This window comes from Arthrobacter sp. ISL-65, assembly GCF_018613795.1.
GTDB lineage: Bacteria > Actinomycetota > Actinomycetes > Actinomycetales > Micrococcaceae > Arthrobacter.
On sequence record NZ_JAGGPN010000007.1, the window covers coordinates 90,151 to 113,094 of the forward strand.

Genomic DNA, 22,944 nt, shown 5'->3' on the forward strand with positions numbered 1-22,944 from the left:
CCCTGCCTAACGCTTGGTCCGCGCGGAGCGGCTTTCGAACTTCCGGGCCAGGAGGCTCAGCGGGATGGTGACCACGAGGTAGAACGCACCCGCCACGAGGAGCGGAGTGAGTCCCGCACCGAGGCTGGAGATGCCGTCGCGGCCAAACTTGGTGAGTTCGTACTGCGCCGCCGTCAGGCCCAGCACGTAGATCAGCGAGGAGTCCTTGGTCAGCAGGATGACCTCGTTGGTCAGCGGCGGGAGGACAATCCTGAAGGCCTGCGGGATGACGATCGTGACCATCGCCCGCCACTGCGGCATGCCCAGCGACCGCGCGGCTTCCGTCTGGCCCTTGGGCACGGCCTGCAGCCCGGCGCGAAGCGTCTCGGCGATGTAGGCGGCCGCCACCATGCCCAGTGAAACCATCACCACGACGGCCACGTTCCACTGGACACCGAACGCCAGCGGAACGCCGTAGCCGAAGGCGATGAAGACCAGCAGCGCCGGGATGCCGCGGAAGAACTCAATATAGCCAGTGGCGATCCAGCGGTACAGCGGGAAGCTGGAGAGCTTCATGAGGGCCAGCAGCAGGCCCCCGGACAGGCCCACGATGAACCCCAGAAACGTGTAGATCAGGGTGTTTTTCAGGCCCGAGAAGAAGATGTCCGGGAACATCGGGCCGATCTTGCCGAAGTTGAAGACGTTGGTGGTGAGGGTCTTCCAGTCGGTGGCCAGGATCAGTGCGGCCATGGCCACAACGAAAATCCCTGCCTGGACGTACAGACTTACTCTGGCCCGCTGTCGTGCGGTCATTGCCATGGTGTACTCACATTCGTTTTGCGCGGTTGAGGCCCCGCACGGACTGCTGAACAGATCCCGGACGGGGCCCCTGCCGCGTAGGTGTCAGGCGCGCCGGTTACTTGGTGGCTTCGCCGAACCAGCTGGTCTCGAACTTCTTGAGGCTTCCGTCGTCGGTCAGGCGCTTCAGTGTCGTGTTGACCTGGTCGAGCATGGCGGTGTTGCCCTTCTTGACCGCGATGCCGAGCTTTTCCCCGGTGGCGTAGTTCTCGACACGCTTGAACTTGGAGTCATCCTTGATGGCGTAGCCGAGGACCGACTGGTTGCCCAGGGCAGCGTCGATGGTGCCGGCCTTGAGCGCCTGGACCAGGAGGCCGGTGTCCTCAAACTGCTGTGCGTCGAGGCCCTTGTCCTTCGCGTACTTGGCACCCGTGGTGGCCTGCTGGACGCCAACCTTCTTACCCTTGGCGCCGTCGACGTTCGTGATGCCGGAGGCCTCGGATGCCACGAGGGTCAGGTCGTCGTTCAGGTAGGGATCGGAGAAGTCCATGAGGGCCTTGCGGGTATCCGTGATGGAAACGGAAGAGATGGAGACGTCGCAGCCGGTGAGTGCGGTGCCGGTCTCGATGGCCTCGAAGGAGCTGTCCACCACGTTGACTTCGGCCTTCATGTCCTTGGCCAGTTCGCCGGCGATGTCCATGTCGAAGCCCACGATCTTGCCATCCTTCTGGAATTCGAAGGGCTCGTAGGGGACGTCGGAGCAGATGGTGAGCTTTCCGGCATTGATGAGCTGCACGCCGCTGCTGCTCGTGGCAGCCGGGGTGGAGCCACCGCCGCAAGCGGTGAGGCTGATGGCCCCGACGGCGAGGATTGCGGCTGCCTTGGCGCTGAATTTGGCCGTGGCACAGGACTTGAGCTGCATTTCTTTACCTTTTGTTGCAGGGGTATGCGGAACTAAATCGGTTCATAGTGTATCGCCGAAGAGGAGATGTGCATCACAGAAAACTAAGTTTCACTATTTGATAACTAAACCACAATGTTTTTCAAGGGCTTTTATCGTAGGCCTGTCCGGAATCCCGGACGCGCTCCGCCCTCGACAGTAGGCGTGGGGCGCAGATGGCCGCCCGGATCAGATCAGCTGCTGATCTTCAGCGACTCCAGCATCGGCCGGAACTTGGCCCACGTCTCCGCGAGCTCCGCCTCGGGCTGCGAGCCCTCGACAATTCCGCACCCGGCATAGAGCCGAACGGTAGTGGGGGACTCGATGACGGCGCCACGCAACGCGATGCCCCACTCGCCGTTGCCGGCGGCGTCCAACCAGCCGACTGGACCGGCATACGGGCCCCGGTCCAGGTGTTCGAGTTTCCGGATCAGTGCCCCCGCCACCTGCGTGGGCGTGCCGCACACGGCGGCGGTGGGATGCAGCGCGTTGATCAGGGCAAGGCACGTGGGCACGTGGCCCTCCACCTCGGCGAGCTCGGCCTTGACGTCGGACGCGAGGTGCCACACGTTGGGCAACTCCAGGATGAACGGCTCGTCGTGGGCATTCATCGCCTCGGAGAAGGGCGCGAGCTGGGTGGTCAGCGACTGGATGGCGATCTCGTGCTCGTGCCGCTGCTTCTCGGATCCGGCCAGGACCCGCTCGGCGTAGTCCAGCGGCAGCCCGGCCTCGCCCACGGCGTCCCGGCGGTCCAGCGTCCCGGCGAGCACCCGGGCCTGTGCGGTGCGGCCCTCCACCTGGATGAGCATTTCCGGCGTGGCCCCCACGAGGCCGTCCACGCCGTAGGTCCAGCATTCCCGGTACCGTTCGGCCAGCTGCCGCAGCACCTCGGACGCGTTCACACCCTCCGGAACAGTGGCCACGATGTCCCGCGCCAGGACCAGCTTCTCCAGTTTCCCGGTGCGGATTTCGGCGACGCCGGCGGTGACGGCATCCATCCAGTCCTCTTCGCTGAGGGACCCGGTTTTCAGTGTGGCCTGGTCTGGGAGCGTGGCCGGGTCCGGATGTACGACGGCGGCGGCCGGGTCCGACTCCAGCCACCCCTTCAGGGCGGCGAACGCGCCCGCCTCGGTGAGTTCGCCGTCGTCGGCCGTTATTTGGGTGAGCCAGGCACGCCCGTCCCGGACGCCCACTACGATCTCCGGCACGATCAGGCGGGATTCGTGGGCGGAAGCCTTGGAGAACGCGAAGGAACCGAAGGCAACCGGGCCGGTGCCGGGGCATTCCACATGATCGGTGATGTCTGCCTCAATGACCAGGTGGCGCCACCAGATGTCCGCCTCGAGGAACCGCTCGGGGCCCGTGGCGGTGAAGCGCGCCGCCTCGCCGAAGCCCACCAGACCGGCCTCGCGCCGGGTCCAGCACAGAACGTCATCCCGGACCAGATACGACGGCAGCCCCTCGGGAGCCGATTCTCCATCCAAAGGGACTGTCAGGGTGCGGAGCGTGCTGGTCATGATGGGTCAACAGTACTCCGCACAGCAGGTTGGGACTGTTTCGCGGCGGATCAGCCGGTCCACCACGCCCGGGGATGCCTGTGTCACGGAGCCTGCGGAACTTTTGAGACAATGTCATGGTGAACCGAGCATCCTTGGATAAGCGTCCGGACGAAGTAGCCACGATGTTTGACGACGTCGCACCCAAATACGACGTCGTCAACGATGTCCTCTCGATGGGGCAGACGCGCCGGTGGCGCAAGGTTGTGGTCGAAGCCATGGATGTTCGGGCCGGCCAGTGGGTCCTGGACCTGGCCGCCGGAACGGGAACCTCCAGCGAGCCATATGCCGATGCCGGCATAAACGTGGTGGCCTGCGATTTCTCCCTCGGCATGCTCAAGGTCGGAAAGCGCCGCCGCCCCGACATCGACTTCATCGCCGGCGACGCCACCAACCTGCCCTTCGCCGACAACACCTTCGATGCCAGCACCATCTCCTTCGGCCTGCGCAACGTCAACGAGCCCAAGAAGGCCCTGGCCGAGATGCTCCGCGTGACTAAGCCGGGCGGCAAGCTGGTCATCGCCGAGTTCTCCCAGCCCGTGGTTCCGCTGTGGCGCACCATGTACACCGAATACCTCATGCGCGCCCTGCCGGCCATCGCCACCAAGGTCTCCTCCAACCCGGATGCATACGTCTACCTGGCCGAGTCCATCCGGGCCTGGCCGGACCAGGACCACCTCGCCGCGTGGCTGAAGGACGCCGGCTGGGAAGACGTCACCTACCGCAACCTGAGCGGCGGCATCGTGGCAATCCACCGCGCCCACAAGCCCCTCACGGGCAACGGCTCGGTGGAAGCCATCGCCGCCCACACCGGCCCGGTGGCCAAACTGCGCCGCAACCTCCCGCGGACCGCCCGCTGACACTGTGAAAGTACTGATTGTTGGCGCGGGTCCCGCCGGATCCACCGCCGCGTATTATCTCGCCAAAGCCGGCATCGACATCACGGTCCTGGAAAAGACCAGCTTCCCGCGCGAAAAAGTGTGCGGCGACGGCCTCACTCCGCGGGCTGTCCGCGAGATCCAGAAGCTCGGCCTGCCGCACCCCGAACAGGACGGCTGGCGCCGGAACAAGGGACTGCGCCTGCTCGCTGGCGGCCGAAGCATTGAACTGCCGTGGCCTGAGGTGTCCGATTTTCCGCAGTACGGCCTGATCCGTACCCGCCTGGGCTTCGACGAGGAACTTGCCCGGCACGCGCAGGCCGCCGGCGCCACCGTGCTGGAACGCCACAGCGTGACCGAGGCGCTCAGCAACGGTGACGGCCGGGTGACGGGCGTGCGCGCAGCGATCCTGGACGAGTCCGGACGGAAGACGGGGGAGACGCTCGACTTCAGCGCCGACGTCGTGCTTGCTGCCGACGGCAACTCCACCCGCACCGCCGTCTCCCTCGGCATCCAGAAGCGCGACGACCGGCCCCTGGGCGTCGCCGTCCGCACCTACTTCACCTCGCCGCGGCATGACGACGACTGGATGGAAGGCTGGCTGGAACTTCCCGGCCGCGACGGCAAGCTCCTGCCCGGCTACGGCTGGGTGTTCGGCGTCGGCGACGGCACGTCCAACGTGGGCCTGGGCATCCTCAACTCCTCCAAGGAGTTCGGCAAGCTGGACTACAAGCAGGTGCTCCGCGAGTGGACCGCCGGCATGCCCGCCGAGTGGGGCTTCACCCCGGAGAACCAGGTGGGGGAGATCCGTGGCGCCGCCCTGCCCATGGGCTTCAACCGCACCCCGCACTACTCGCCCGGCCTTCTGCTCCTCGGCGACGCCGGCGGCATGGTGTCCCCGTTCAACGGTGAGGGCATCTCCTACGCCATGGAGTCCGCCCGCTTCGCCGCCGAGTTCATCATTGACGCCAGCTCCCGTTCTGCTTCAGGCGGCTGGAACGCGTCCGACGCCGACGCCCGGCTCGCAGGGTACGCCGACTATGTGCGTGAACAGTGGGGATCCCACTTCACGCTGGGGCGTGCCTTCGCAGCGCTGATCGGGAAGCCCGCTGTCATGAAGCTGGCTCTGCGGACCGGGATGCCCATTCCCGTGCTGATGCGCTTCGTGGTCCGGCTGCTGGCCAACCTGACCGACCCTTCGGCCAAGGGCTTCGAGGACCGCGTGATCCGTGTGCTCGAACGGTTGGTCCCGGCCACCTCCAACTCTTCCGCCCTTGCCCCCTCCGGCTCCAAATCAGCGGTTTCCGCAACAAAAAGTTAGGGTTAACCCGTGACCAACTCCGCGAACCACAGCTGGACGCACGCCGGGCATGGCCTGCCGGACTCCGAACCCAGCCTCAACACCACTGCCATCGCCACCGGACTGCAGCTGCCGGCAGGCTTCGCGGCTATCGCGGAAGACCCCGACCTGGGTCCTGCCCTCACCACCAACCTGGCCCGGGTGGAGAAGAAACTCCGCGAAGCCATCGCCAACTCCGACCCCCTGGCTGACGCAACGTCGCGTCACCTCGTGGAAGCCGGCGGCAAGCGCATCCGCCCCCTGCTGACCCTGCTCTGTGCCCACCTGGGTGACGCGTCGCTGCCCGCGGTGGTGCAGGCCGCCGTCGTGGTTGAGCTGACGCACCTGGCCACGCTGTATCACGACGACGTCATGGACTCCGCGCCCTTCCGCCGGGGAGCACCCACGGCCCACGAGGTCTGGGGCAACTCAGTGGCCGTTCTCACCGGTGACCTCATCTTCGCCCGCGCCTCCATCCTTGTGTCCGAGCTGGGCGGCCGCGCGCTCGGCATCCAGGCCCGGACCTTCGAGCGGCTGTGCCTGGGCCAGCTGCACGAAACCGTCGGGCCGCGCCCGGACGAGGACCCGGTGGAGCACTACCTGTCCGTGATTGCCGACAAGACCGGTTCGCTGGTGGCGGCCTCCGGCCAGTTCGGTGCCATCTTCTCCGGCGCCGACGAGGCCTACGAGGACGTCCTGGTGCAGTACGGCGAAAAGGTGGGCGTGGCCTTCCAGCTTGCCGATGACGTCATCGACGTCACGGGTGTCAAGGTCAAGTCCGGCAAATCCCCGGGCACGGACCTGCGTGAGGGCGTTCCCACGTTGCCTGTGCTGCTGCTCCGTAAGGCCGCAGCGGACGGTGACGAGTCCGCCGTCGAACTTCTCAAGCTGATCGACGGCGACCTCTCCTCGGATGAGGCCCTCGCCAAAGCCGTCGCCGGGCTGCGCGAGCACCCCGTCGCGGCGGAATCCTGGGTGGTGGCCCGTGCCTGGGCGGCCGACGCCATCGCAGCATTGGACCCGCTGCCCGAAGGCGTTGTGAAGGCCTCGCTGTCCAGCTTCGCGCACGCAGTGGTGGACCGCGCCAGCTAGGACAGCTCAAGGTAGGGCGCCGCTTCCCAAGGGGTGCTGGGCCCTTCTGCCTCGACCGGCTTAAACGGAACGGCCCCGGTTCCTTGCAGCGTTACGAGTCAAACGTTGCGCGGAACCGGGACCGTCTCTCCGTTCGCATCAGATCCACCGGAGGCATTCAGTGGATCCAAGAACACTTTATGACAGATTTGTCATATTCACAAAATATGTTGTTAATCGGCGTGTCACACACCTTCGATGCCGCCGTCCTGACCCTGTTTGGTCACCCGCACTGAAAGACACGCCGTCGCCATGGCGTGTCCTGAGGAGCCGGCCGTGAAACCGGGTCACGACGGACCGGGTCTCTTGTGCACATAGGCAAACCCGCGGCTCCCCAACAGCCTTGGGCGCGCGGACCGTGGAGTGATGGACCTTGAGAAATATCTGGTTCGCCGCGGGGGAGCGGCTAAAAGGGGAGACCTATTTTGCGCCGGGTTCCGCCGTCCCGCCCTTGAGGCTGCGGTGCAATCCGGCCGACTGTACCGGCCACTGCGGGGGGTTTACGCACTGCACACGGCGGACGACGGTGTCCTAGCCGCCTTCAGGGCGAACGGCCGGCTCACCTGCGTGTCGGCGGATACCGCGGGCAGATTCCGTGTTGGAGGTCCTGGCCCATACCCACTTTGTCCGGGCCGGACTCACTGTCCGCATGCATGTTCCCCTGCCAGGCGTGGGCGAGGTTGACTGCCTGGTTGAGGAATGCCTCGTGGTGGAGCTGGACGGGTCCACGCACTTTGAACCCCGGGAGGTCAAGAAAGATCAGCGGAGAAACAATGCCGGCATGCGCGGGGGCTTTCTCACACTGCGCTATTACTACGATGACGTGGTCTATCACCGCGAGGCCGTGGTGGAAGAGGTCCTGGCGGTGCTCCGTCTGCGAACACTTGGCAGGTTTGCCCCTGAGTGACGCCGTCGTGACCGACCTTGCGGTCACGGGTCCCGCGACACGCCGACTAAAGCGGCGAGTCGCGGCCGTTCGCGGGCAAACAGGGTCAGGACGGCAGCAAAAACTAGTCCTCGTCGTTGAAGGCCCAGTCGAACATGTCGAAGACGAACTCCGAGAAGGTGCCTTCCTCGCTCTTCCACTGGCCGCGGGCGTTGTTCCGGCGGTAGACGATGGGGTCGGGAACGCTCAGGTCGCCGGTGCGGAAGCCCCAGGTGAAGTTTTCTTCCTCGTCCTCGAGGAACATGAGGAAGCCTTCGTCGTCCACCTCGAGTTCCTCGGGGTCCCAGAAGTAGTGGTAGGCCTCCATGAGGTCCTCGCACCCGCCGAGTGCCAGGTAGAACTCGCGCAGCACCAGGGGGATGGTGAATTTGTGATCGGAGAGCTCCGCGTCCAGTTCCTCGGGGGAAAGCCCGTCCTCTTCCTGCCATTCGTCTTCGAGATACTTTGGAACAAGCGCACGGAACTTCTCGAGGAACATGTCAGTCATGGCTCTTATCCTAGCTAATTCCGGCCCCTCGAATTGCCGGGTTCGAGCCCCAGCCGGTGCCATCCGCGGACGGCCAGCGGAATGCGCCATGACCGGCGCCAGGCCACCACCCGGAACGCGAAGACCAGGGCCGCCACGGCGCACGCCGAGAGGGCGTTGAAGGCACCCAGCAGCCACAGGACTGCGGTCAGCGCGGCCCCCGTGAAGGCAGGCAGCGCGTAAAGGTCCCGGGCATCGAACAGCTGGGGCACCTCGTTGGCGGTGATGTCGCGCAGCAGTCCGCCGCCCACCGCCGTCGTGACCCCGAGCAGCACGGCGGCGACGGGGTTTATTCCGAAGGACAGCGCCTTGAGTGTCCCCGTGATGCAGAAAAGGGCCAGGCCGGCGGCGTCGAACAGGATGAGGAGCGAGGTGAAGCGCTGCACGCTGGAGAACAGGAAGTACACCAGCCCGGTGGCCAGCAGCGGCGGCACCAGATAGGCCGGGTTGCTGAACGCGGCGGGCGGGCCGGAGTTGAGGATGATGTCGCGGATCACGCCGCCGCCCAGAGAGACCAGGGAGGCGAGCAAGAGGGACCCGATGACGTCGAACTGCTTCCGCGCGGCGAGCAGCGATCCGGATACCGCGAAAAAGAAGATGCCGGCCAGGTCCAGCCATGCCAGGGCGAGGTCAAAAGAGAATGTCATGGAGCGTCCCGGCATATTTCAAGGGGCGGACAGTGCAGCTCCAACGTTACGCTAGCCCCTATGAATAGCCCGATCCTGATTGCCTGTGCCCATGGGACCTCCAATGCGCAGGGAGCCGCCGAGGTCAACGCACTCCGCGACGCCATCGCCGCGCTGCGCCCCGGGCTCGACGTCCGCGAAGCGTATGTGGACGTCCAGCAGCCCGATCTGGTTGACGTGGTGGCCGGGCTCCCAGAGGATCCCGCAGCAGTGTCCGTAGTAACGGCCGACGGCGCTGCTGCCGCCGCCTCAGCGCGCGGCGTCACCTCCATAGGCTCAGCACCCCGGACCGTCGGCGGGCCTGGCACCGCCGGTGCCTCCGCCGTCGTCGTGCCCTTGCTGCTCAGTGTGGGCTACCACGTGAAGGTGGACATCGCGAAGGCCGTCAAGAGCCGGCCGGGCACGGCAGCCGCGGCGCCGCTGGGACCAGACCCCCGCCTCGCCGCCCTGCTGGACCAGCGGCTGCGGGAGGCCGGTGTTACGGACAACGACTCGATCGTCCTCGCCGCCGCGGGCTCGTCCAACCCGAACGCGGCGGTCAGCGTCGAGGAACTGGCCGACCAGCTGCGGGCCCTGCGCTCCAACCGGATCGTCCCCGCCTACGGTGCCTCGGCCAAGCCGTCCGTGCCCGAAGCAGTCGCCATGCTCCGCGAGGAAGCCGCGGGTGGCGCCGGGGCGGGGGAGTCTGCCGGGGGCGTAAGCGTTGGCGGCCGCGTGGTGGTGGCCTCGTACCTCCTGGCACCGGGCTTCTTCCACGACCAGCTCGCCAAGGCCGGGGCGGACCTGGTGACCGAGCCGCTGCTGCCCTCGCCGGTGCTCGCGGAGATCGCGCTGGAACGCTACGACGCCGCGCTGGCGGCCCACGCCGTCAGGTCCTGAAAAGCACCGGGAAGCACAGTCGTCCGAAGCACAGCCAGCGGTGCCGTTCAAGGCCTCCCGGCGAGTCATGACGAAATGTTTCCTTAGGTGACTTAGCATTTCCGGGTCTTTGTGACGTGTTTCCGGGCGGCTTTACAGTCGATGCATGACTGATACAGCTCTAGCCGGAGCGGCCACGGACAAGCCCGCGCGCCCGGCCCGTGCCTCCCGCCCCGCCGCCAAGCCTCACGGCCAGTGGAAGGTGGACGGAACCACCCCGCTGAACGCCAACGAAACCTGGAAGCAGGAAGACGACGGCCTCAACGTCCGCGAGCGTATCGAGTCCATCTATGCCAAGGAAGGGTTCGACGCCATCCCCGGCCAGGACCTGCACGGCCGCTTCCGCTGGTGGGGGCTGTACACGCAGCGCAAGCCCGGGATCGACGGCGGCAAGACAGCAACGCTGGAGCCGCATGAGCTTGAGGACAAGTACTTCATGCTCCGCGTCCGGATCGACGGCGGTGCGCTGACCACCGAGCAGCTGCGCGTCATCGGCCAGATTTCCGTGGACTTCGCACGTGACTCCGCGGACCTCACGGACCGCCAGAACATCCAGCTGCACTGGATCCGTGTGGAGGACATCCCGGAGATCTGGCGCCGCCTCGAGAGCAACGGCCTGTCCACCACCGAAGCCTGCGGCGACGTTCCGCGCGTCATCCTCGGCTCGCCCGTGGCCGGCATCGCCAAGGACGAGATCATCGACCCCACCCCGCTCATCGAAGAGCTGGGCGAGCGGTTCATCGGCAACCCGCTGCTGTCCAACCTGCCGCGCAAGTACAAGACCGCCATCACGGGCCACCCCAGCCAGGACGTGGTGCACGAGATCAACGACTTCGCCCTCGTTGGCGTCAAGCACCCCGAACTCGGCATCGGCTACGACCTCTGGGCCGGCGGCGCCCTCTCCACCAACCCGATGCTCGGCAAGCGCCTCGGCGCCTTTGTTACGCCTGAGCAGGCAGCGGACGTGTGGCTCGGCGTCACCAGCATCTTCCGTGACTACGGCTACCGCCGCATGCGCACCAAGGCGCGCCTGAAGTTCCTCATGGCCGACTGGGGTCCGGAGAAGTTCCGCCAGATCCTCGAGGACGAATACCTCGGCTACAAGCTGGCTGACGGCCCCGCCGCGCCCAAGCCGTCCACCCCGGGCGACCACGTGGGCGTGCACGAGCAGAAGGACGGCAAGTTCTTCATCGGTGCCACCCCCATTGCCGGCCGCCTCTCCGGCGCGCAGCTGGTAAAGCTCGCCGACACCCTCGAGGCCCGCGGCTCGCGCCGCCTGCGCACCACGCCGCACCAGAAGATCGTGGTGCTGGACGTTCCCAAGGACGAGGTGGAGCCGCTCGTGGCCGAACTCGACGCACTGGGCCTGTCCGCCCGCCCGTCCGTGTTCCGCCGCGGCACCATCGCCTGCACCGGCATCGAATACTGCAAGCTGGCCATCGTCGAAACCAAGGTCACCGCGGCCACGGCCGTCGCAGAGCTGGAACGTCGGCTCGCCGACCTCGCGGACAGCGGCCAGCTCCCGCAGGCCCTGTCGCTGCACATCAACGGCTGCCCCAACTCCTGCGCCCGCATCCAGACCGCGGACATCGGACTCAAGGGCATGATGCTGCCCACGCCCGACGGCGATCCCACCCCGGGTTTCCAGGTTCACCTGGGCGGCGGGCTGGCTTCCAACGAACGCGAAGAGGCCGGCCTGGGACGCACCGTCCGCGGCCTGAAGGTGTACGTCGCCGACCTGCCCGACTACGTCGAACGGGTTGTCCGGAAGTTCGTCGCCGACCGTGCCGAGGGCCAGACCTTCGCCGAGTGGGCCCACGCAGCGGACGAGGAGGCACTCCAGTGACCACCGCACTCCGCTCGCACGAGGAGCTGAAGGCCCTCGCCGAGGCCGGCGCCGCCGAGCTCGGCTGGGACGCCCCGGCCCGCGACGTCATCGCCTGGGTCGAGCGCAACTTCGACATGCCCGCCGTCGCCGTCGCCTGCTCCATGGCCGACGCCGTCCTGCCGGCGCTGGTCGCTGACCAGCTTCCCGGCGTCGACGTCCTGTTCCTGGAGACCGGCTACCACTTCCCGGAAACCTACGCCACGCGCGACGAGGTGGCCGCAAACCTCCGCGTCAACGTGGTGGACGTGCTCCCCGAGAACACCGTGGAGCAGCAGGACCGGCTCCTGGGCAAGGACCTGTTCGCCCGCGACGCCGCCCAGTGCTGCGCCCTGCGCAAGGTGGCCCCGCTCCGCCGCACGCTCGCCGGCTACGAGCTGTGGTTCACCGGCGTCCGCCGCGACGAGGCACCCACCCGCACCAACACCCCGCTCATCACCTGGGACGAAGCCAACGGCCTGGTCAAGGTCAACCCCATGGCCGCCTGGACGTTCGACCAGCTGGTGCAGTTCTCGGACGACAACCTCCTTCCCGTCAACCCGCTGCTTTCACAGGGCTACCCGTCCATTGGCTGCCAGCCCTGCACCCGCAAGGTGGCGCCCGGCGATGACCCCCGCGCCGGCCGCTGGGCAGGATCCGACAAGACAGAATGCGGACTACACGTATGAGCACTTTCCTAACTGAGGAGCCCACCCTGGTGACCGACGCAGCTGCATCAACGCGCCTCTCCAGCCTGGACACCCTCGAATCCGAAGCGATCCACATCATCCGCGAGGTTGTGGCCGAGTTCGAGAAGCCGGCGCTGCTGTTCTCCGGCGGCAAGGACTCCGTGGTCATGCTGCACCTGGCCACCAAGGCGTTCTGGCCGGGCAAGGTTCCCTTCCCCGTGCTCCACGTGGACACCGGCCACAACTTCCCCGAGGTCATTGACTTCCGCGACCGGACGGTGGATCGGCTGGGACTGAAGCTCGTCGTCGGCTCCGTGCAGGAGTTCATTGACCGCGGCGAGCTGGCCGAGCGTGCCGACGGCACCCGCAACCCGCTGCAGACCGTCCCGCTGCTGGACGCCATCCAGTCCAACAAGTTCGACGCCGTCTTCGGCGGCGGCCGCCGCGACGAGGACAAGGCCCGCGCCAAGGAGCGCATCCTGAGCCTCCGCGACGAGTTCGGCCAGTGGGACCCGCGCAACCAGCGCCCCGAACTGTGGAACCTGTACAACGGCCGCCACACGGTGGGCCAGCACGTCCGTGCGTTCCCCATCAGCAACTGGACCGAGCTGGACGTGTGGCGCTACATCGAGCGCGAAAACATCGAACTTCCGGGCCTCTACTACGCCCACGACCGCGAGGTCTTCGCCCGCGACGGCATGTGGCGCGCCGTTGGTGAAGTTTCCCAGCCGCTGCCGCATGAGGAAGTCATCACCAAGACCGTCCGCTACCGGACCGTCGGTGACATGTCCTGCACCGGCGCCGTCGAATCGGCCGCCGCCACCGTGCGCGACGTCGTGATCGAAGTTGCCGCCTCCACCATCACCGAACGTGGCGCCACCCGTGCGGATGACCGCATCTCCGAGGCTGCCATGGAAGACCGCAAGAAGGACGGCTACTTCTAATGACTACCGACATTGACACCGCCCGCGCCGCGGCGCTCCTGGACGAGGCCCCGCTCGCGTCCGCCTCGCTGTTCCGCTTCGCCACCGCAGGATCGGTCGACGACGGGAAGTCCACTTTGGTGGGCCGCCTCCTGCACGACTCCAAGGCCATCCTCGCCGACCAGCTCGACGCCGTTGCCCGCACCTCCGCGGATCGCGGTTTCGGCGGTGCCGCCGGCGGCATCGACCTGGCGCTGCTGACCGACGGCCTGCGTGCCGAGCGCGAGCAGGGCATCACCATCGACGTCGCGTACCGTTACTTCGCCACGGACCGCCGCAGCTTCATCCTCGCGGACTGCCCCGGGCACGTGCAGTACACCAAGAACACGGTGACCGGCGCATCCACCGCGGATGCCGTCGTCGTACTCATTGACGCCCGCAAGGGTGTCCTGGAGCAGACCCGCCGGCACCTGTCCGTGCTGCAGCTGCTGCGTGTGGCCCACGTGATCGTGGCCGTGAACAAGATCGACCTCGTGGACTTCAGCGAGAGCGTGTTCCGCGAAATCGAGGCCGACGTTCAAAAGGTTGGCCGTGAACTTGGCCTGGGTTCGGACGGCATCACCGACCTGCTGGTGGTTCCCGTTTCCGCGCTCGACGGCGACAACGTGGTGGAGCGCTCGGAGCGCACCCCCTGGTACACCGGCCCGGCGCTGCTCGAGGTCCTCGAGACGCTGCCCGCCGCCGACGAGCTCGAAAGCCACCTGGAGAGCTTCCGCTTCCCCGTGCAGCTGGTGATCCGGCCGCAGGGTGCGCTGGCACCGGACGCTGTTGCCGGCGGGCTCGACGTCGAGGAATACCGCGACTACCGTGCCTACGCCGGGCAGATCACCGAAGGCTCCGTGAAGGTGGGGGACAAGGTCAGCGTGCTGACGCCCGGGCAGGACCCGCGCACCACCACCGTCATCGGCATCGACTTCGCCGGTGCCTCGCTGGAGGAAGCCTCCGCCCCGCAGTCTGTGGCAATCCGGCTGGCCGACGAATTCGACGTCGCCCGCGGTGACACCATCGCCGCCGCCGGCACCGTCCGCGAAAGCACTGCCGACCTGTACGCCCAGCTGTGCTGGCTGTCCCCGAAGCCGCTCCGCGAGGGCGCCAAGGTCCTGGTCAAGCACGGCACCCGCACCGTGCAGGCCCTGGTCCGCAGCGTCAACGGCAAGCTGGACCTGGCTACCTTCAACCTCGAGGGTGCCTCCAGCCTGGAGCTCAACGACATCGGCCACGCGCAGCTCCGGCTCGCCGCCCCGCTGCCGCTCGAGAACTACCTGCACCACCGCCGCACGGGCGCGTTTCTGGTGATCGACCCGCTCGACGGCAACACACTCGCCGCCGGCCTGGTCAAGGACCACCCGGGCGACCACGAGGACGAGCGCTACAGCATCTGATTCCGCCGAGTACGCCGGAAACGCACGAGGTCGCCGTATCGATACGGCGGCCTCGCTGCGTTCCCGCGACTTCGGCGTGCCGGGCTGCCCTTGCCACCTACCTCCCGCCCCACCATGATCGTCAGTGGGAGGCGAAGCATGGAATCCATCACCAGCCGGCTCATCAACTGGGCATCAATCCTGGACGACAAGACCCGCGAGCAGGCCCTGACGACCTCTCGCCTGCCCTTCATCTACCCGCACCTGGCGCTGATGCCGGACGCGCACCTGGGCAAGGGCGCAACGGTGGGATCCGTCATCCCGACGCTCGGCGCCATCATTCCGGCCGCCGTGGGGGTGGACATCGGGTGCGGCATGATCGCGGTGCGGACCCAGTACACCCTCAAAGACCTGCCGCGGGACCGGAAGCCGCTGCGGGAGAACATCGAGCGCGCCGTTCCGCTGTCCGCGGGCCACAACAACCGCAAAGTGACGGCCACTGCGGAGCCGCGCATCGCCGAACTGCACAGGCGTGCCGAAAAGGCGGGATTCAACCCGGCGCAGTACGTGGCGAAATGGGACCTGCAGCTTGGCTCACTCGGCTCCGGCAACCACTTCATTGAGGTGTGCACCGACGAGACCGACGCCGTCTGGCTGTTCCTGCACTCCGGCTCACGCGGCATCGGCAACAAAATAGCCCAGCATCACATCAGGGTGGCGCAGGGCGTGGCCCGCGACAAGCGCATCACCCTGGAGGACCCGGACCTCGCGTACCTGGAGGAGGGTACACCGGAGTTCACGCGGTACATCAAGGAGCTGCGCTGGGCCCAGCACTTCGCCCTGCTGAACCGCGAGGAAATGATGGACCGCGTGATCCGGCAGTTCAGTGAATGGGTAGGCGGAACGGTCAGGGAGACGGAGCGGATCAACTGCCACCACAACTTCACCCAGCAGGAAACGCATTACGGAAAATCGGTCTGGGTGTCGCGCAAGGGCGCCATCAAGGCCGAAGCCGGCGATCCCGGCCTGATTCCGGGATCAATGGGTACGGCTTCCTACGTCGTGGAGGGACTCGGCAACACCGCCTCCCTGAACTCCTCACCGCACGGTGCAGGCCGGGAGTATTCGCGTAACGCGGCGCGCAAGGCATTCTCGCTGGCCCAGCTCAAGGAGGCCATGCACGGCATCGAGTTCCGGGCCACCGAAGCGTTCATCGACGAGATCCCGGCCGCCTACAAGCCCATCGACCAGGTCATGCACGACGCCGCGGACCTCGTGAAGGTACGGCACCGGCTGCGCCAGCTGGTCAATGTCAAGGGGGATTAGCGCGGAAATTCCAGGGGCCCGCAGGCAGGCCGATTTTTATGGCCGAATATGACGTTGCATGAACGTGCGTGACCCCGGGTTTCCGCTCCGTTGAACCGTGTTTACGCCAGTCCCTATGGTGAATCCATGAGTACTTCCAGGCCGGGCATGACCCGCATTGTGGCCGGCGAAAGCCAGACGCCCAAGCGCCGCCGCGCCTTGGAAGTCGCGCTGGCCGTCGGACTGGTCCTGTTGATCAGTGTCGGAGCGGTTGTTGCGTCGGCTGTGGCCCGGGATTCCAACGCCTCGGCGACTCCAGTCGCGGCGGGCACCCCGGCAGCCGAGCTGAAGCTGGGCTACTTCGGAAACATCACTCACGCCCCGGCGCTGGTCGGAGTGAAGCAAGGCCTCATTGCCAAGAACCTGGGGGACACCAAGCTCAGCACCCAGGTGTTTAACGCCGGCCCGGCCGCTATTGAGGCGCTGAACGCGGGCGCGATCGATGCCACGTACATCGGCCCGAACCCGGCCATCAACTCGTTCGTCAAGAGCAAGGGCGAGTCCGTCAGCGTCATCGCCGGGGCGGCCTCCGGCGGCGCGCAGCTGGTGGTGAAGCCGGAAATCAAGACCGCGGCGGACCTCAAGGGCAAGACCCTCGCCTCCCCGCAGCTGGGCGGCACCCAGGACGTGGCGCTGCGCGCCTGGCTGGGCAAGCAGGGCTACAAGACCACGCCCGACGGCGGCGGGGACGTTGCGATCAACCCGACCGAGAACGCCCAGACGCTGAAGCTGTTCCAGGACGGCAAGCTCGACGGCGCGTGGGTGCCTGAGCCGTGGGCCTCCCGTTTGGTGCTGCAGGCCGGGGCGAAGGTCCTGGTGGACGAGAAGGACCTGTGGGACGGGTCGCTGACGGGCAAGCCGGGCGAGTTCCCCACCACCATCCTGATCGTGAACAGGAAGTTCGCCGCGGAGCACCCGCAGACCGTGAAAGCCTTGCTCAGGGGCCATGTCGAAGCCGTGAAGTGGCTCCATGACACCCCGTCCGCCGAGAAGTCCGCCGTCGTTAACGCCGCCCTCAAACAGGACGCCGGCAAGGCACTGGCGCAGAACGTCATTGACCGCTCGCTGAAGAACATCGTGTTCACGGTGGACCCGTTGGCGGGAACGTACAAGAAGCTGCTGCAGGACGGCGTCGATGCCGGCACCACCAAGCAGGCCGACCTCAACGGCCTCTTCGATCTCCGGGCGCTGAATTCAGTGGCCACGGAAAAAACCACAGCTGCAGGGCTGGGCCAGGACTAGCCCGGCCCCGCATCTGCGCCGCTGTATTTAACGCCTCACGAACAAAGGACGGGACCATGCCAGTCGTACTGGAGAACCTGGGCAAGCGCTTCGGCGAAGGCGCCCCGGTGCTGGACGACGTCAATGCCACCATCGGCAGGGGCGAGTTCGTCGCACTCCTCGGTGCGTCCGGCTGTGGCAAGTCCACCTTGCTGAACATCATGGCGGGACTGGAACTCCCGACGTCGGGCGCCCTTGAGGTGCCCAGCGACGGCGCCGCCTTCATGTTCCAGGACTCTGCCCTGTTCCCGTGGCTCACCGCCCGCGAGAACGTGGAGCTGGCGCTGAAGCTGCGTGGCGTCGGCAAGGCCGAGCGGCGCGTCAAGGCCGCCGAGCTGCTGGAACTGGTCCACCTGGCCGAGGCGGCTGACCGGCGTCCGCACGAGCTGTCCGGCGGCATGCGCCAGCGCGTGGCCTTGGCCCGCTCGCTCGCGCAGGACCGCCAACTACTCCTCATGGATGAGCCGTTCGCGGCGCTCGACGCCATCACCCGCGACCTGCTGCATGACGAACTTGAGCGCATCTGGAAGGAAACCGGACGCACCATCGTCTTCGTGACCCACAACGTGCGCGAGGCGGTCCGGCTGGGCCAGCGCGTCCTGCTGCTGTCCTCCCGGCCAGGCCGCGTGGTGCAGGAATGGGAAGTCACCGAAGAACACCGTACCGACGCCGGTCTTGCCGGACAGCTGACCGGGGTCATCACCGCCCGGCTGCGAGAGGAGATCCGCCGCCATGCCAAGTAACTCATCTCCCGTGGCGGAGTCGCCCGAGACGACCGGTCCCCCGCTGGTCGAGCCTGCCGAGACCACGGTTTCGACAAGCTCAACCAACGGATCAACGAAGGTGCACGCCGCTCTGACCCGGTCCTCCACCGGCTCGGCGGACCTGCGCGAACTGGAATCCGGGCTGGACTCGCTTCAATCGGATGCGGTCCGCAAGGTTCGCGTCGACTGGAGCCGGATCCTGCTGCCGATCGCCGCCGTCGTGGTGCTGATCATCATCTGGCAGTTCTACGTCTCGCTGGGCCTCAAGCGCCGCGACCAGGTGCCCGGCCCCATGGATGTGCTGGAGCAGTTCGGCGCGCTGTGGGCTGAGGGGTCGCTGCAGGAGGCTGTCTGGACGTCGCTGCAGCGCGGGCTTCTGGGGTTTCTGATTAGCGTAGCGATCGCCACACCGGTCGGGCTGCTCCTGGCCCAGGTGGCGCCGCTGCGCAGGGCGTTCGGGCCGCTGATTTCCGGCCTGCAGGTTCTGCCGTCTGTGGCCTGGGTGCCGGCCGCCATCATCTGGTTCGGCCTCACCGACGCCACGGTGTACTTCGTGGTGTTCATGGGCGCCATCCCGTCCATCATCAACGGCCTGATCTCCGGTGTTGACCAGATCCCGCCGCAGTACCGCAGCGTGGGCACCGTCCTGGGCGCGTCGCGGCTGCAGATGGCCGTGCAGATCATCCTTCCCGCGGCACTTCCGGGCTACCTCAGTGGCCTCAAGCAGGGCTGGGCATTCTCCTGGCGTTCACTCATGGCCGCGGAAATCATCGCGGTGGGCGGCACCATCGGCTTCGGCCTCGGCTCCATGCTGAACCAGGGCCGCGACCTTGCCGACATGACCATCGTGATGTCCGCGATCCTCCTGATCCTGGCCGTGGGCATCCTGATCGAGCTGCTGGTGTTCGCGCCGATCGAGAAGCGCCTGCTCCAGCGCCGTGGCCTCCTGGCAGGCAGCACCCGCTAAGCACCTCCGCACTGAACCCGAAAGCCCGACGGCGACTCCCGCCGTCGGGCTTTCTGCTGCCTGTTCTCACTGCGATGCCTTCTCCACGACCAAACTGGGGCAGATTGACACGGGACGCGCCGATAGTTGGGCACCCACAGGTTCAAATGCTCGCCAAAGTGCCCCGCGACGGCGGGCCTGGGTTGCCGTGGCAGGGCACAAGAAAGCCCGACGGCGGGAATCGCCGTCGGGCTTTCTGCTGTCAGTAGGTCAGCGGCGGGTCAGGGTGCCGCAGTTGTGCACCTCGAAGCCCCTGACCCAGGACGGGATAGTCACAATTACCCAGGCTGAACCGAGGTAGTTGTCATAGATCTCGTCGAAGGTGCCGCCGAAGCCGCTCAGCATGGCCATATAGCAGGAACTGCCGGAGCCGTACCCGTAATAATCGCCGGGCAGTATATCGATGCCAACCCGGTAGATTCCGTCCTTGGTGATGCTGGTTGCCCTTGCACCCGTGGACGGGACGGTGGTCCAGGCGCCGCATCCGCTAGTCTCGAATCCGACATCACCAGGGAGGATCTGAACGTAGGCGACTCCTGAGACTATGTCATTCGCCTTGATGTCACTGAGGTTTCCCGAGAACCCGCTGAGCCGCGCCCAGTAGCAGAAGGAACCGCCAGTGGATTTGTACAGCCCCGGCTTGATCTGCGTTCCCACCCGGTACGTGCCGTCGCCGCGAAGAACCGTCACAGCCCAGACCGGCAGCTTCAGCGCAGGGCTCATCGTGACCCGGGTGTCCGAGTAGATCAGGCTGGCGGAAACGCGGACCGTGATGGAGCGGCCGTTGTCCGCGGCGGTGAGCCGGTAGGTGCGGTAATGCGCGCCGGAGATGGCGGCACCGTTGCGGTACCACTGGTACGCGTAGGCCGTCGGCGCGGGGGAGTAGGTGCCGGGATTGGCTGTGAGGACAGAGCCCAAGGAGGTCGCCCCGGTGATGCGCGGCACCGTCTTCAGGTTGATGAGCGCCCTGCCAACGGTGACTGCGCCGGTGGTTACCGACCGTGTCGCATAGCCCGGCTTGGAGACCGTGACCTTCACGTTCACCCGTGAGCCGATGTAGCTCGCGTTGAAATACAGCGCGTACCCGGTGCCGCCCTTGACTGCCACGCCGTTCCGGTACCACTGGTAGCGGATGGTGGTGCCGGCGGGCCAGCCCTGGGACACCTTCACTGTGGAGCCATAACGGTGGGTTCCCACGACGGTCAGGGGCTTGGTGGCAACGATGCTCCCTGCCGCAATGGTGCGTGCGGCGGAGAAGCGGTCAACGGTGACGAAGCCGGCTTTGGTTGCCCGCACCCGCACCTTGAGGGCCTTGGCGTAGTCGGCCGCGGACGTGGTGTAGGTGCGGCCGACAGCGCCGGCGATGGCCGCCGTTCCCCGGTACCACTGGTAGGACAGCACGGCACCGCCGGGAGCCCACGTTCCTGCGTTCGCGGTCTGCACCTGGCCAACACGGGCGGTTCCACTGACGGTGGGCACGGGCGCCGTTGCGAAGGTCGCGGAGACGCCGGTGACCTGGACGGAAGAGAGTTCCATCGAGGTGAAGCCCGGAGCGGACAGGGTCACTTTGGCCCACAGTTTCTGTCCGACGTCGGAGGCTGTGACCGTGTAACGCGAGGTGGTGGCCGATCCGATGGCCAAAGTGCCGCGGAACCACTGGTAGGCCAGGGCTCCCTGGCTGGCGGAGTTATCCCACTGTGGAGTGCCTACCGACAGCTCCTGGCCGACGGCGGGCTTGCCGGTAACGGCGTTGCTCCAAACAACTCCGGTGAAGGTGCCCGGGCGGACAGTGACGGCCACGGCTGATACCTCGGTGCCGGGAGCCTGCGCCTCCGACGACGCCACAACAGTGAGCTGGACGCTCTTGCCTGCCATGGACGGGACGATGTTCAGTACATCCGGTTCGCCGACCACGTGGCCGGCGGTCTGGACCGGAACGCCGTCGATGATCCAGCTGTACTGGATCCAGCCGGCCCCGTTCCACTGACCACCCGTGGAGGTGAGCGTGCCGCCGACGACGGGGTCGCCCTCAATAACCGGAACGCTGACGTTTTCCGGAGCGGCAGGCGCCGTCTCCGTGGGCACTGTTTCCGCGGGTGTCACCTCGGCGGGCAATGTTTCCGCCGGCGTTGCTTCCGCCGACGGCTCTCCATCTGAAGCAGGATCCACGGGTGCCGGATCCACAGGTGCCGGGTCAGCGGGTGCCGGGTCAGCCGGAGCCGGTGCGGGTGCCGGGTCAGCCGGAGCCGGTGCGGGTGCCGGGTCAGCCGGAGCCGGTGCGGGCTCGGTAACAGTGCCTGTTTCCATCGGCAGCGCCTGTGCTGCCGGAGCCATCAGAAGTCCGGCAAGCAGCGCGATGCTCCCGGCTGTGGCAATGCTCCTGGTCAGAAAACCAGGGCGCGTCCGCGTACGGACGTTTTCGTGCAGAGACAACTAGTGTCCTTCCCCCATGTGAGACCGATCGGTGAATCCGATCGGAGTTATTGTAGGGCTTGGCGCAGACACTTCCGGCGCGTCAACCCCGTGCCGGAGCACCGCAGGACTGTTGCCGCAATGTGACGCAGCGTTACCTTGCGTGAACTGGTGTTTCCGCGCCGTTGGCCGGGCCCGTAACACAGCCCTACCGTTGATTCATGGCAATTCAGGACATTTACCCCACGGCGCTGCGCCTCCTCGGCCGCCCCGTGCTGGTGGTGGGCGGCGGACGCGTTGCTGCGCGCCGCGCGAAGGGCCTGCTCGACGCCGGTGCCCGCGTCACCGTGGTTGCCCCTGAGGCCACCGCCGCGCTCCGCGAACTCGCCGACGCCGGCCTTCTCACCTGGGAGCCCCGCGCCTACCGGTCCGAGGACGTGGACGGCGTCTGGTTCGTTCAGACCGCCACCGGCGATCCCGCCGTGGACACCGCGGTAGCTTCCGACGCCGAGGCGCAGCGCGTCTGGTGCGTCAACGCCTCCGACCACGAATCCTCCGCCGCCTGGACACCCGCCGTCGCCGAAGTGGACGACGTCAAGATTGCCGTCAACGCCGGGGGAGACCCGCGCCGTGCCATGGCCCTGCGCGATGCCGTCGCCACCGCACTGGAATCCGGTGACCTGCCGCTGCGCCGCCGCCGCGCCCACCGGGGATCGGTGGCCCTTGTCGGTGGCGGCCCCGGCGACACCGGCCTCATCACCGTCCGCGGCCGCCGGCTGCTCGGCCAGGCCGACGTCGTGGTTGCCGACCGCCTCGGCCCCCGCGAGCTGCTCAACGAACTTGCCCCGGACGTCCGCGTCATCGAGGTGGGCAAGACCCCCGGCCACCACCCCGTGCCGCAGGCCGAGATCAACCGGATCCTCGTCGACGAAGCCCTTCAAGGCCACCGCGTGGTGCGCCTCAAGGGCGGCGACCCCTACGTCCTGGGCCGCGGCGGCGAGGAAGCAGAATTTTGCCGCCGGCACGGCGTCGAGGTCGAAGTGGTATCCGGTGTGACCTCCGCGATCTCCGTCCCCGCCGCCGCCGGCATCCCGGTCACGCACCGCGGCCTGGCGAAGGGCTTCAGCGTTGTCACAGGCCACGAGGAACTGTCCGAGGTTCCGGCCCGCGCCGACCACACCGTGGTGCTCCTCATGGGCGTTGGCCAGCTGCGCGAATCCGCGTCCGCCCTCGGCAAAGCCGGCCTGGCCGAGGACACGCCAGTTGGTATTGTTGAAAACGGCTACCTGCCGGACCAGCGCGTCACCATCGGCACCCTCGGCACCATCGCCGACCAGGCCGAGGCCGCCGGCGTCGCCAATCCTGCAGTGATCGTCATCGGGGACGTTGTCCGCGTCAGCCCCTTCGCGCCGTCGCACTTCAAAACCGCTGACTACAGCACCACCAGCCCCAACAAGCCCCGCACAAGCACCACCCGCGTTCTCACCCCCTAGCCCCCGAATCCCAACTGGCCAGCAGTTGT

Annotated in this window: 20 protein-coding genes; 14 read left to right on the forward strand and 6 right to left on the reverse strand. The window is 66.9% G+C overall.

The window, feature by feature from the left end:
• Positions 1–6: 6 nt before the first annotated feature.
• The 3 genes from J7I85_RS03145 to J7I85_RS03155 all read right to left on the reverse strand — a co-directional run bounded on the left by J7I85_RS03145 (position 7) and on the right by J7I85_RS03155 (position 3,234).
• Positions 7–798, reverse strand: a complete 792-nt coding sequence (locus J7I85_RS03145) for an amino acid ABC transporter permease (protein ID WP_214846447.1) — start codon at positions 796–798, stop codon at positions 7–9.
• 97 nt (positions 799–895) lie between these two features.
• Positions 896–1,699 (reverse strand): ABC transporter substrate-binding protein, encoded by an 804-nt coding sequence (locus J7I85_RS03150; RefSeq protein WP_214846449.1) that lies wholly within the window; start codon positions 1,697–1,699, stop codon positions 896–898.
• A gap of 212 nt (positions 1,700–1,911) precedes the next feature.
• On the reverse strand, positions 1,912–3,234 hold the full coding sequence (locus tag J7I85_RS03155; RefSeq protein ID WP_214846451.1) for an isochorismate synthase MenF: 1,323 nt from the start codon (positions 3,232–3,234) through the stop codon (positions 1,912–1,914).
• Between the two features lie 119 nt (positions 3,235–3,353).
• Between J7I85_RS03155 and J7I85_RS03160 the strand changes: the two genes are divergently transcribed.
• The 4 genes from J7I85_RS03160 (at position 3,354) to J7I85_RS25710 (ending at position 7,528) form a co-directional block, all read left to right on the forward strand.
• Positions 3,354–4,133: a demethylmenaquinone methyltransferase gene (locus J7I85_RS03160; protein ID WP_308159383.1), complete on the forward strand. Its 780-nt coding sequence runs from the start codon at positions 3,354–3,356 to the stop codon at positions 4,131–4,133.
• A 4-nt stretch (positions 4,134–4,137) separates the two neighbouring features.
• Entirely contained in the window at positions 4,138–5,472 is a 1,335-nt protein-coding gene (locus J7I85_RS03165) for a geranylgeranyl reductase family protein (RefSeq protein ID WP_214846454.1), read from the forward strand.
• Positions 5,473–5,481: 9 nt separating this feature from the next.
• Positions 5,482–6,582, forward strand: a complete 1,101-nt coding sequence (locus J7I85_RS03170; RefSeq protein WP_214846460.1) for a polyprenyl synthetase family protein — start codon at positions 5,482–5,484, stop codon at positions 6,580–6,582.
• A gap of 688 nt (positions 6,583–7,270) precedes the next feature.
• Positions 7,271–7,528 carry a DUF559 domain-containing protein gene (locus tag J7I85_RS25710; RefSeq protein ID WP_308159377.1) on the forward strand — a complete coding sequence of 86 codons (258 nt, stop codon included), beginning with the start codon at positions 7,271–7,273 and terminating at the stop codon, positions 7,526–7,528.
• A 103-nt stretch (positions 7,529–7,631) separates the two neighbouring features.
• Here the strand turns inward: J7I85_RS25710 and J7I85_RS03180 are convergent, their stop codons facing one another.
• The gene (locus J7I85_RS03180) at positions 7,632–8,054 is read right to left on the reverse strand and encodes a hypothetical protein (protein WP_214846468.1); all 423 of its coding nucleotides are present in this window, start codon (positions 8,052–8,054) and stop codon (positions 7,632–7,634) included.
• A gap of 14 nt (positions 8,055–8,068) precedes the next feature.
• Positions 8,069–8,740, reverse strand: coding sequence for a trimeric intracellular cation channel family protein (locus J7I85_RS03185; RefSeq protein ID WP_214846470.1), 672 nt, complete (start codon positions 8,738–8,740; stop codon positions 8,069–8,071).
• Positions 8,741–8,800: 60 nt separating this feature from the next.
• Here J7I85_RS03185 and J7I85_RS03190 point away from each other — a divergent pair, with 60 nt between their 5' ends.
• The 9 genes from J7I85_RS03190 (at position 8,801) to J7I85_RS03230 (ending at position 18,971) form a co-directional block, all read left to right on the forward strand.
• Positions 8,801–9,658 carry a sirohydrochlorin chelatase gene (locus J7I85_RS03190; protein WP_214846471.1) on the forward strand — a complete coding sequence of 286 codons (858 nt, stop codon included), beginning with the start codon at positions 8,801–8,803 and terminating at the stop codon, positions 9,656–9,658.
• A gap of 145 nt (positions 9,659–9,803) precedes the next feature.
• Positions 9,804–11,543 (forward strand): nitrite/sulfite reductase, encoded by a 1,740-nt coding sequence (locus tag J7I85_RS03195; protein ID WP_214846472.1) that lies wholly within the window; start codon positions 9,804–9,806, stop codon positions 11,541–11,543.
• Positions 11,507–12,250 (forward strand): phosphoadenylyl-sulfate reductase, encoded by a 744-nt coding sequence (locus J7I85_RS03200; RefSeq protein ID WP_374102427.1) that lies wholly within the window; start codon positions 11,507–11,509, stop codon positions 12,248–12,250. The genes J7I85_RS03195 and J7I85_RS03200 overlap by 37 nt, the downstream gene beginning before the upstream one ends.
• Positions 12,247–13,194, forward strand: a complete 948-nt coding sequence (cysD, locus tag J7I85_RS03205; protein ID WP_214846474.1) for a sulfate adenylyltransferase subunit CysD — start codon at positions 12,247–12,249, stop codon at positions 13,192–13,194. Before J7I85_RS03200 ends, cysD begins: the two co-directional genes overlap by 4 nt.
• Positions 13,194–14,615: a sulfate adenylyltransferase subunit 1 gene (locus J7I85_RS03210; protein ID WP_251023869.1), complete on the forward strand. Its 1,422-nt coding sequence runs from the start codon at positions 13,194–13,196 to the stop codon at positions 14,613–14,615. The genes cysD and J7I85_RS03210 overlap by 1 nt, the downstream gene beginning before the upstream one ends.
• Positions 14,616–14,753: 138 nt before the next feature.
• Positions 14,754–15,920, forward strand: coding sequence for an RtcB family protein (locus J7I85_RS03215; RefSeq protein WP_214846475.1), 1,167 nt, complete (start codon positions 14,754–14,756; stop codon positions 15,918–15,920).
• A gap of 126 nt (positions 15,921–16,046) precedes the next feature.
• Positions 16,047–17,201: an ABC transporter substrate-binding protein gene (locus J7I85_RS03220; RefSeq protein WP_251023870.1), complete on the forward strand. Its 1,155-nt coding sequence runs from the start codon at positions 16,047–16,049 to the stop codon at positions 17,199–17,201.
• A gap of 56 nt (positions 17,202–17,257) precedes the next feature.
• Positions 17,258–17,983 carry an ABC transporter ATP-binding protein gene (locus tag J7I85_RS03225; protein ID WP_190603686.1) on the forward strand — a complete coding sequence of 242 codons (726 nt, stop codon included), beginning with the start codon at positions 17,258–17,260 and terminating at the stop codon, positions 17,981–17,983.
• Positions 17,973–18,971: an ABC transporter permease gene (locus J7I85_RS03230; protein WP_214846476.1), complete on the forward strand. Its 999-nt coding sequence runs from the start codon at positions 17,973–17,975 to the stop codon at positions 18,969–18,971. Before J7I85_RS03225 ends, J7I85_RS03230 begins: the two co-directional genes overlap by 11 nt.
• Before the next feature lie 249 nt (positions 18,972–19,220).
• Here the strand turns inward: J7I85_RS03230 and J7I85_RS03235 are convergent, their stop codons facing one another.
• Complete coding sequence (locus tag J7I85_RS03235; protein ID WP_251023871.1) at positions 19,221–21,443, reverse strand: hypothetical protein; 2,223 nt, start codon at positions 21,441–21,443, stop codon at positions 19,221–19,223.
• Between the two features lie 200 nt (positions 21,444–21,643).
• Between J7I85_RS03235 and cobA the strand changes: the two genes are divergently transcribed.
• Positions 21,644–22,915: a uroporphyrinogen-III C-methyltransferase gene (gene cobA / locus J7I85_RS03240; protein WP_214846477.1), complete on the forward strand. Its 1,272-nt coding sequence runs from the start codon at positions 21,644–21,646 to the stop codon at positions 22,913–22,915.
• Positions 22,916–22,944 lie beyond the last annotated feature (29 nt).

What these genes read in the sequence shown, in the direction of transcription:
- J7I85_RS03145 (WP_214846447.1), bottom strand. Translation starts at nt 798, where the DNA reads ATGGCAATGACCGCACGACAGCGGGCCAGAGTAAGTCTGTACGTCCAG.
- J7I85_RS03150 (WP_214846449.1), bottom strand. Translation starts at nt 1,699, where the DNA reads ATGCAGCTCAAGTCCTGTGCCACGGCCAAATTCAGCGCCAAGGCAGCC.
- J7I85_RS03155 (WP_214846451.1), bottom strand. Translation starts at nt 3,234, where the DNA reads ATGACCAGCACGCTCCGCACCCTGACAGTCCCTTTGGATGGAGAATCG.
- J7I85_RS25710 (WP_308159377.1), top strand. Translation starts at nt 7,271, where the DNA reads ATGCATGTTCCCCTGCCAGGCGTGGGCGAGGTTGACTGCCTGGTTGAG.
- J7I85_RS03180 (WP_214846468.1), bottom strand. Translation starts at nt 8,054, where the DNA reads ATGACTGACATGTTCCTCGAGAAGTTCCGTGCGCTTGTTCCAAAGTAT.
- J7I85_RS03185 (WP_214846470.1), bottom strand. Translation starts at nt 8,740, where the DNA reads ATGACATTCTCTTTTGACCTCGCCCTGGCATGGCTGGACCTGGCCGGC.
- J7I85_RS03190 (WP_214846471.1), top strand. Translation starts at nt 8,801, where the DNA reads ATGAATAGCCCGATCCTGATTGCCTGTGCCCATGGGACCTCCAATGCG.
- J7I85_RS03195 (WP_214846472.1), top strand. Translation starts at nt 9,804, where the DNA reads ATGACTGATACAGCTCTAGCCGGAGCGGCCACGGACAAGCCCGCGCGC.
- cysD (WP_214846474.1), top strand. Translation starts at nt 12,247, where the DNA reads ATGAGCACTTTCCTAACTGAGGAGCCCACCCTGGTGACCGACGCAGCT.
- J7I85_RS03210 (WP_251023869.1), top strand. Translation starts at nt 13,194, where the DNA reads ATGACTACCGACATTGACACCGCCCGCGCCGCGGCGCTCCTGGACGAG.
- J7I85_RS03215 (WP_214846475.1), top strand. Translation starts at nt 14,754, where the DNA reads ATGGAATCCATCACCAGCCGGCTCATCAACTGGGCATCAATCCTGGAC.
- J7I85_RS03220 (WP_251023870.1), top strand. Translation starts at nt 16,047, where the DNA reads ATGAGTACTTCCAGGCCGGGCATGACCCGCATTGTGGCCGGCGAAAGC.
- J7I85_RS03225 (WP_190603686.1), top strand. Translation starts at nt 17,258, where the DNA reads ATGCCAGTCGTACTGGAGAACCTGGGCAAGCGCTTCGGCGAAGGCGCC.
- J7I85_RS03230 (WP_214846476.1), top strand. Translation starts at nt 17,973, where the DNA reads ATGCCAAGTAACTCATCTCCCGTGGCGGAGTCGCCCGAGACGACCGGT.
- cobA (WP_214846477.1), top strand. Translation starts at nt 21,644, where the DNA reads ATGGCAATTCAGGACATTTACCCCACGGCGCTGCGCCTCCTCGGCCGC.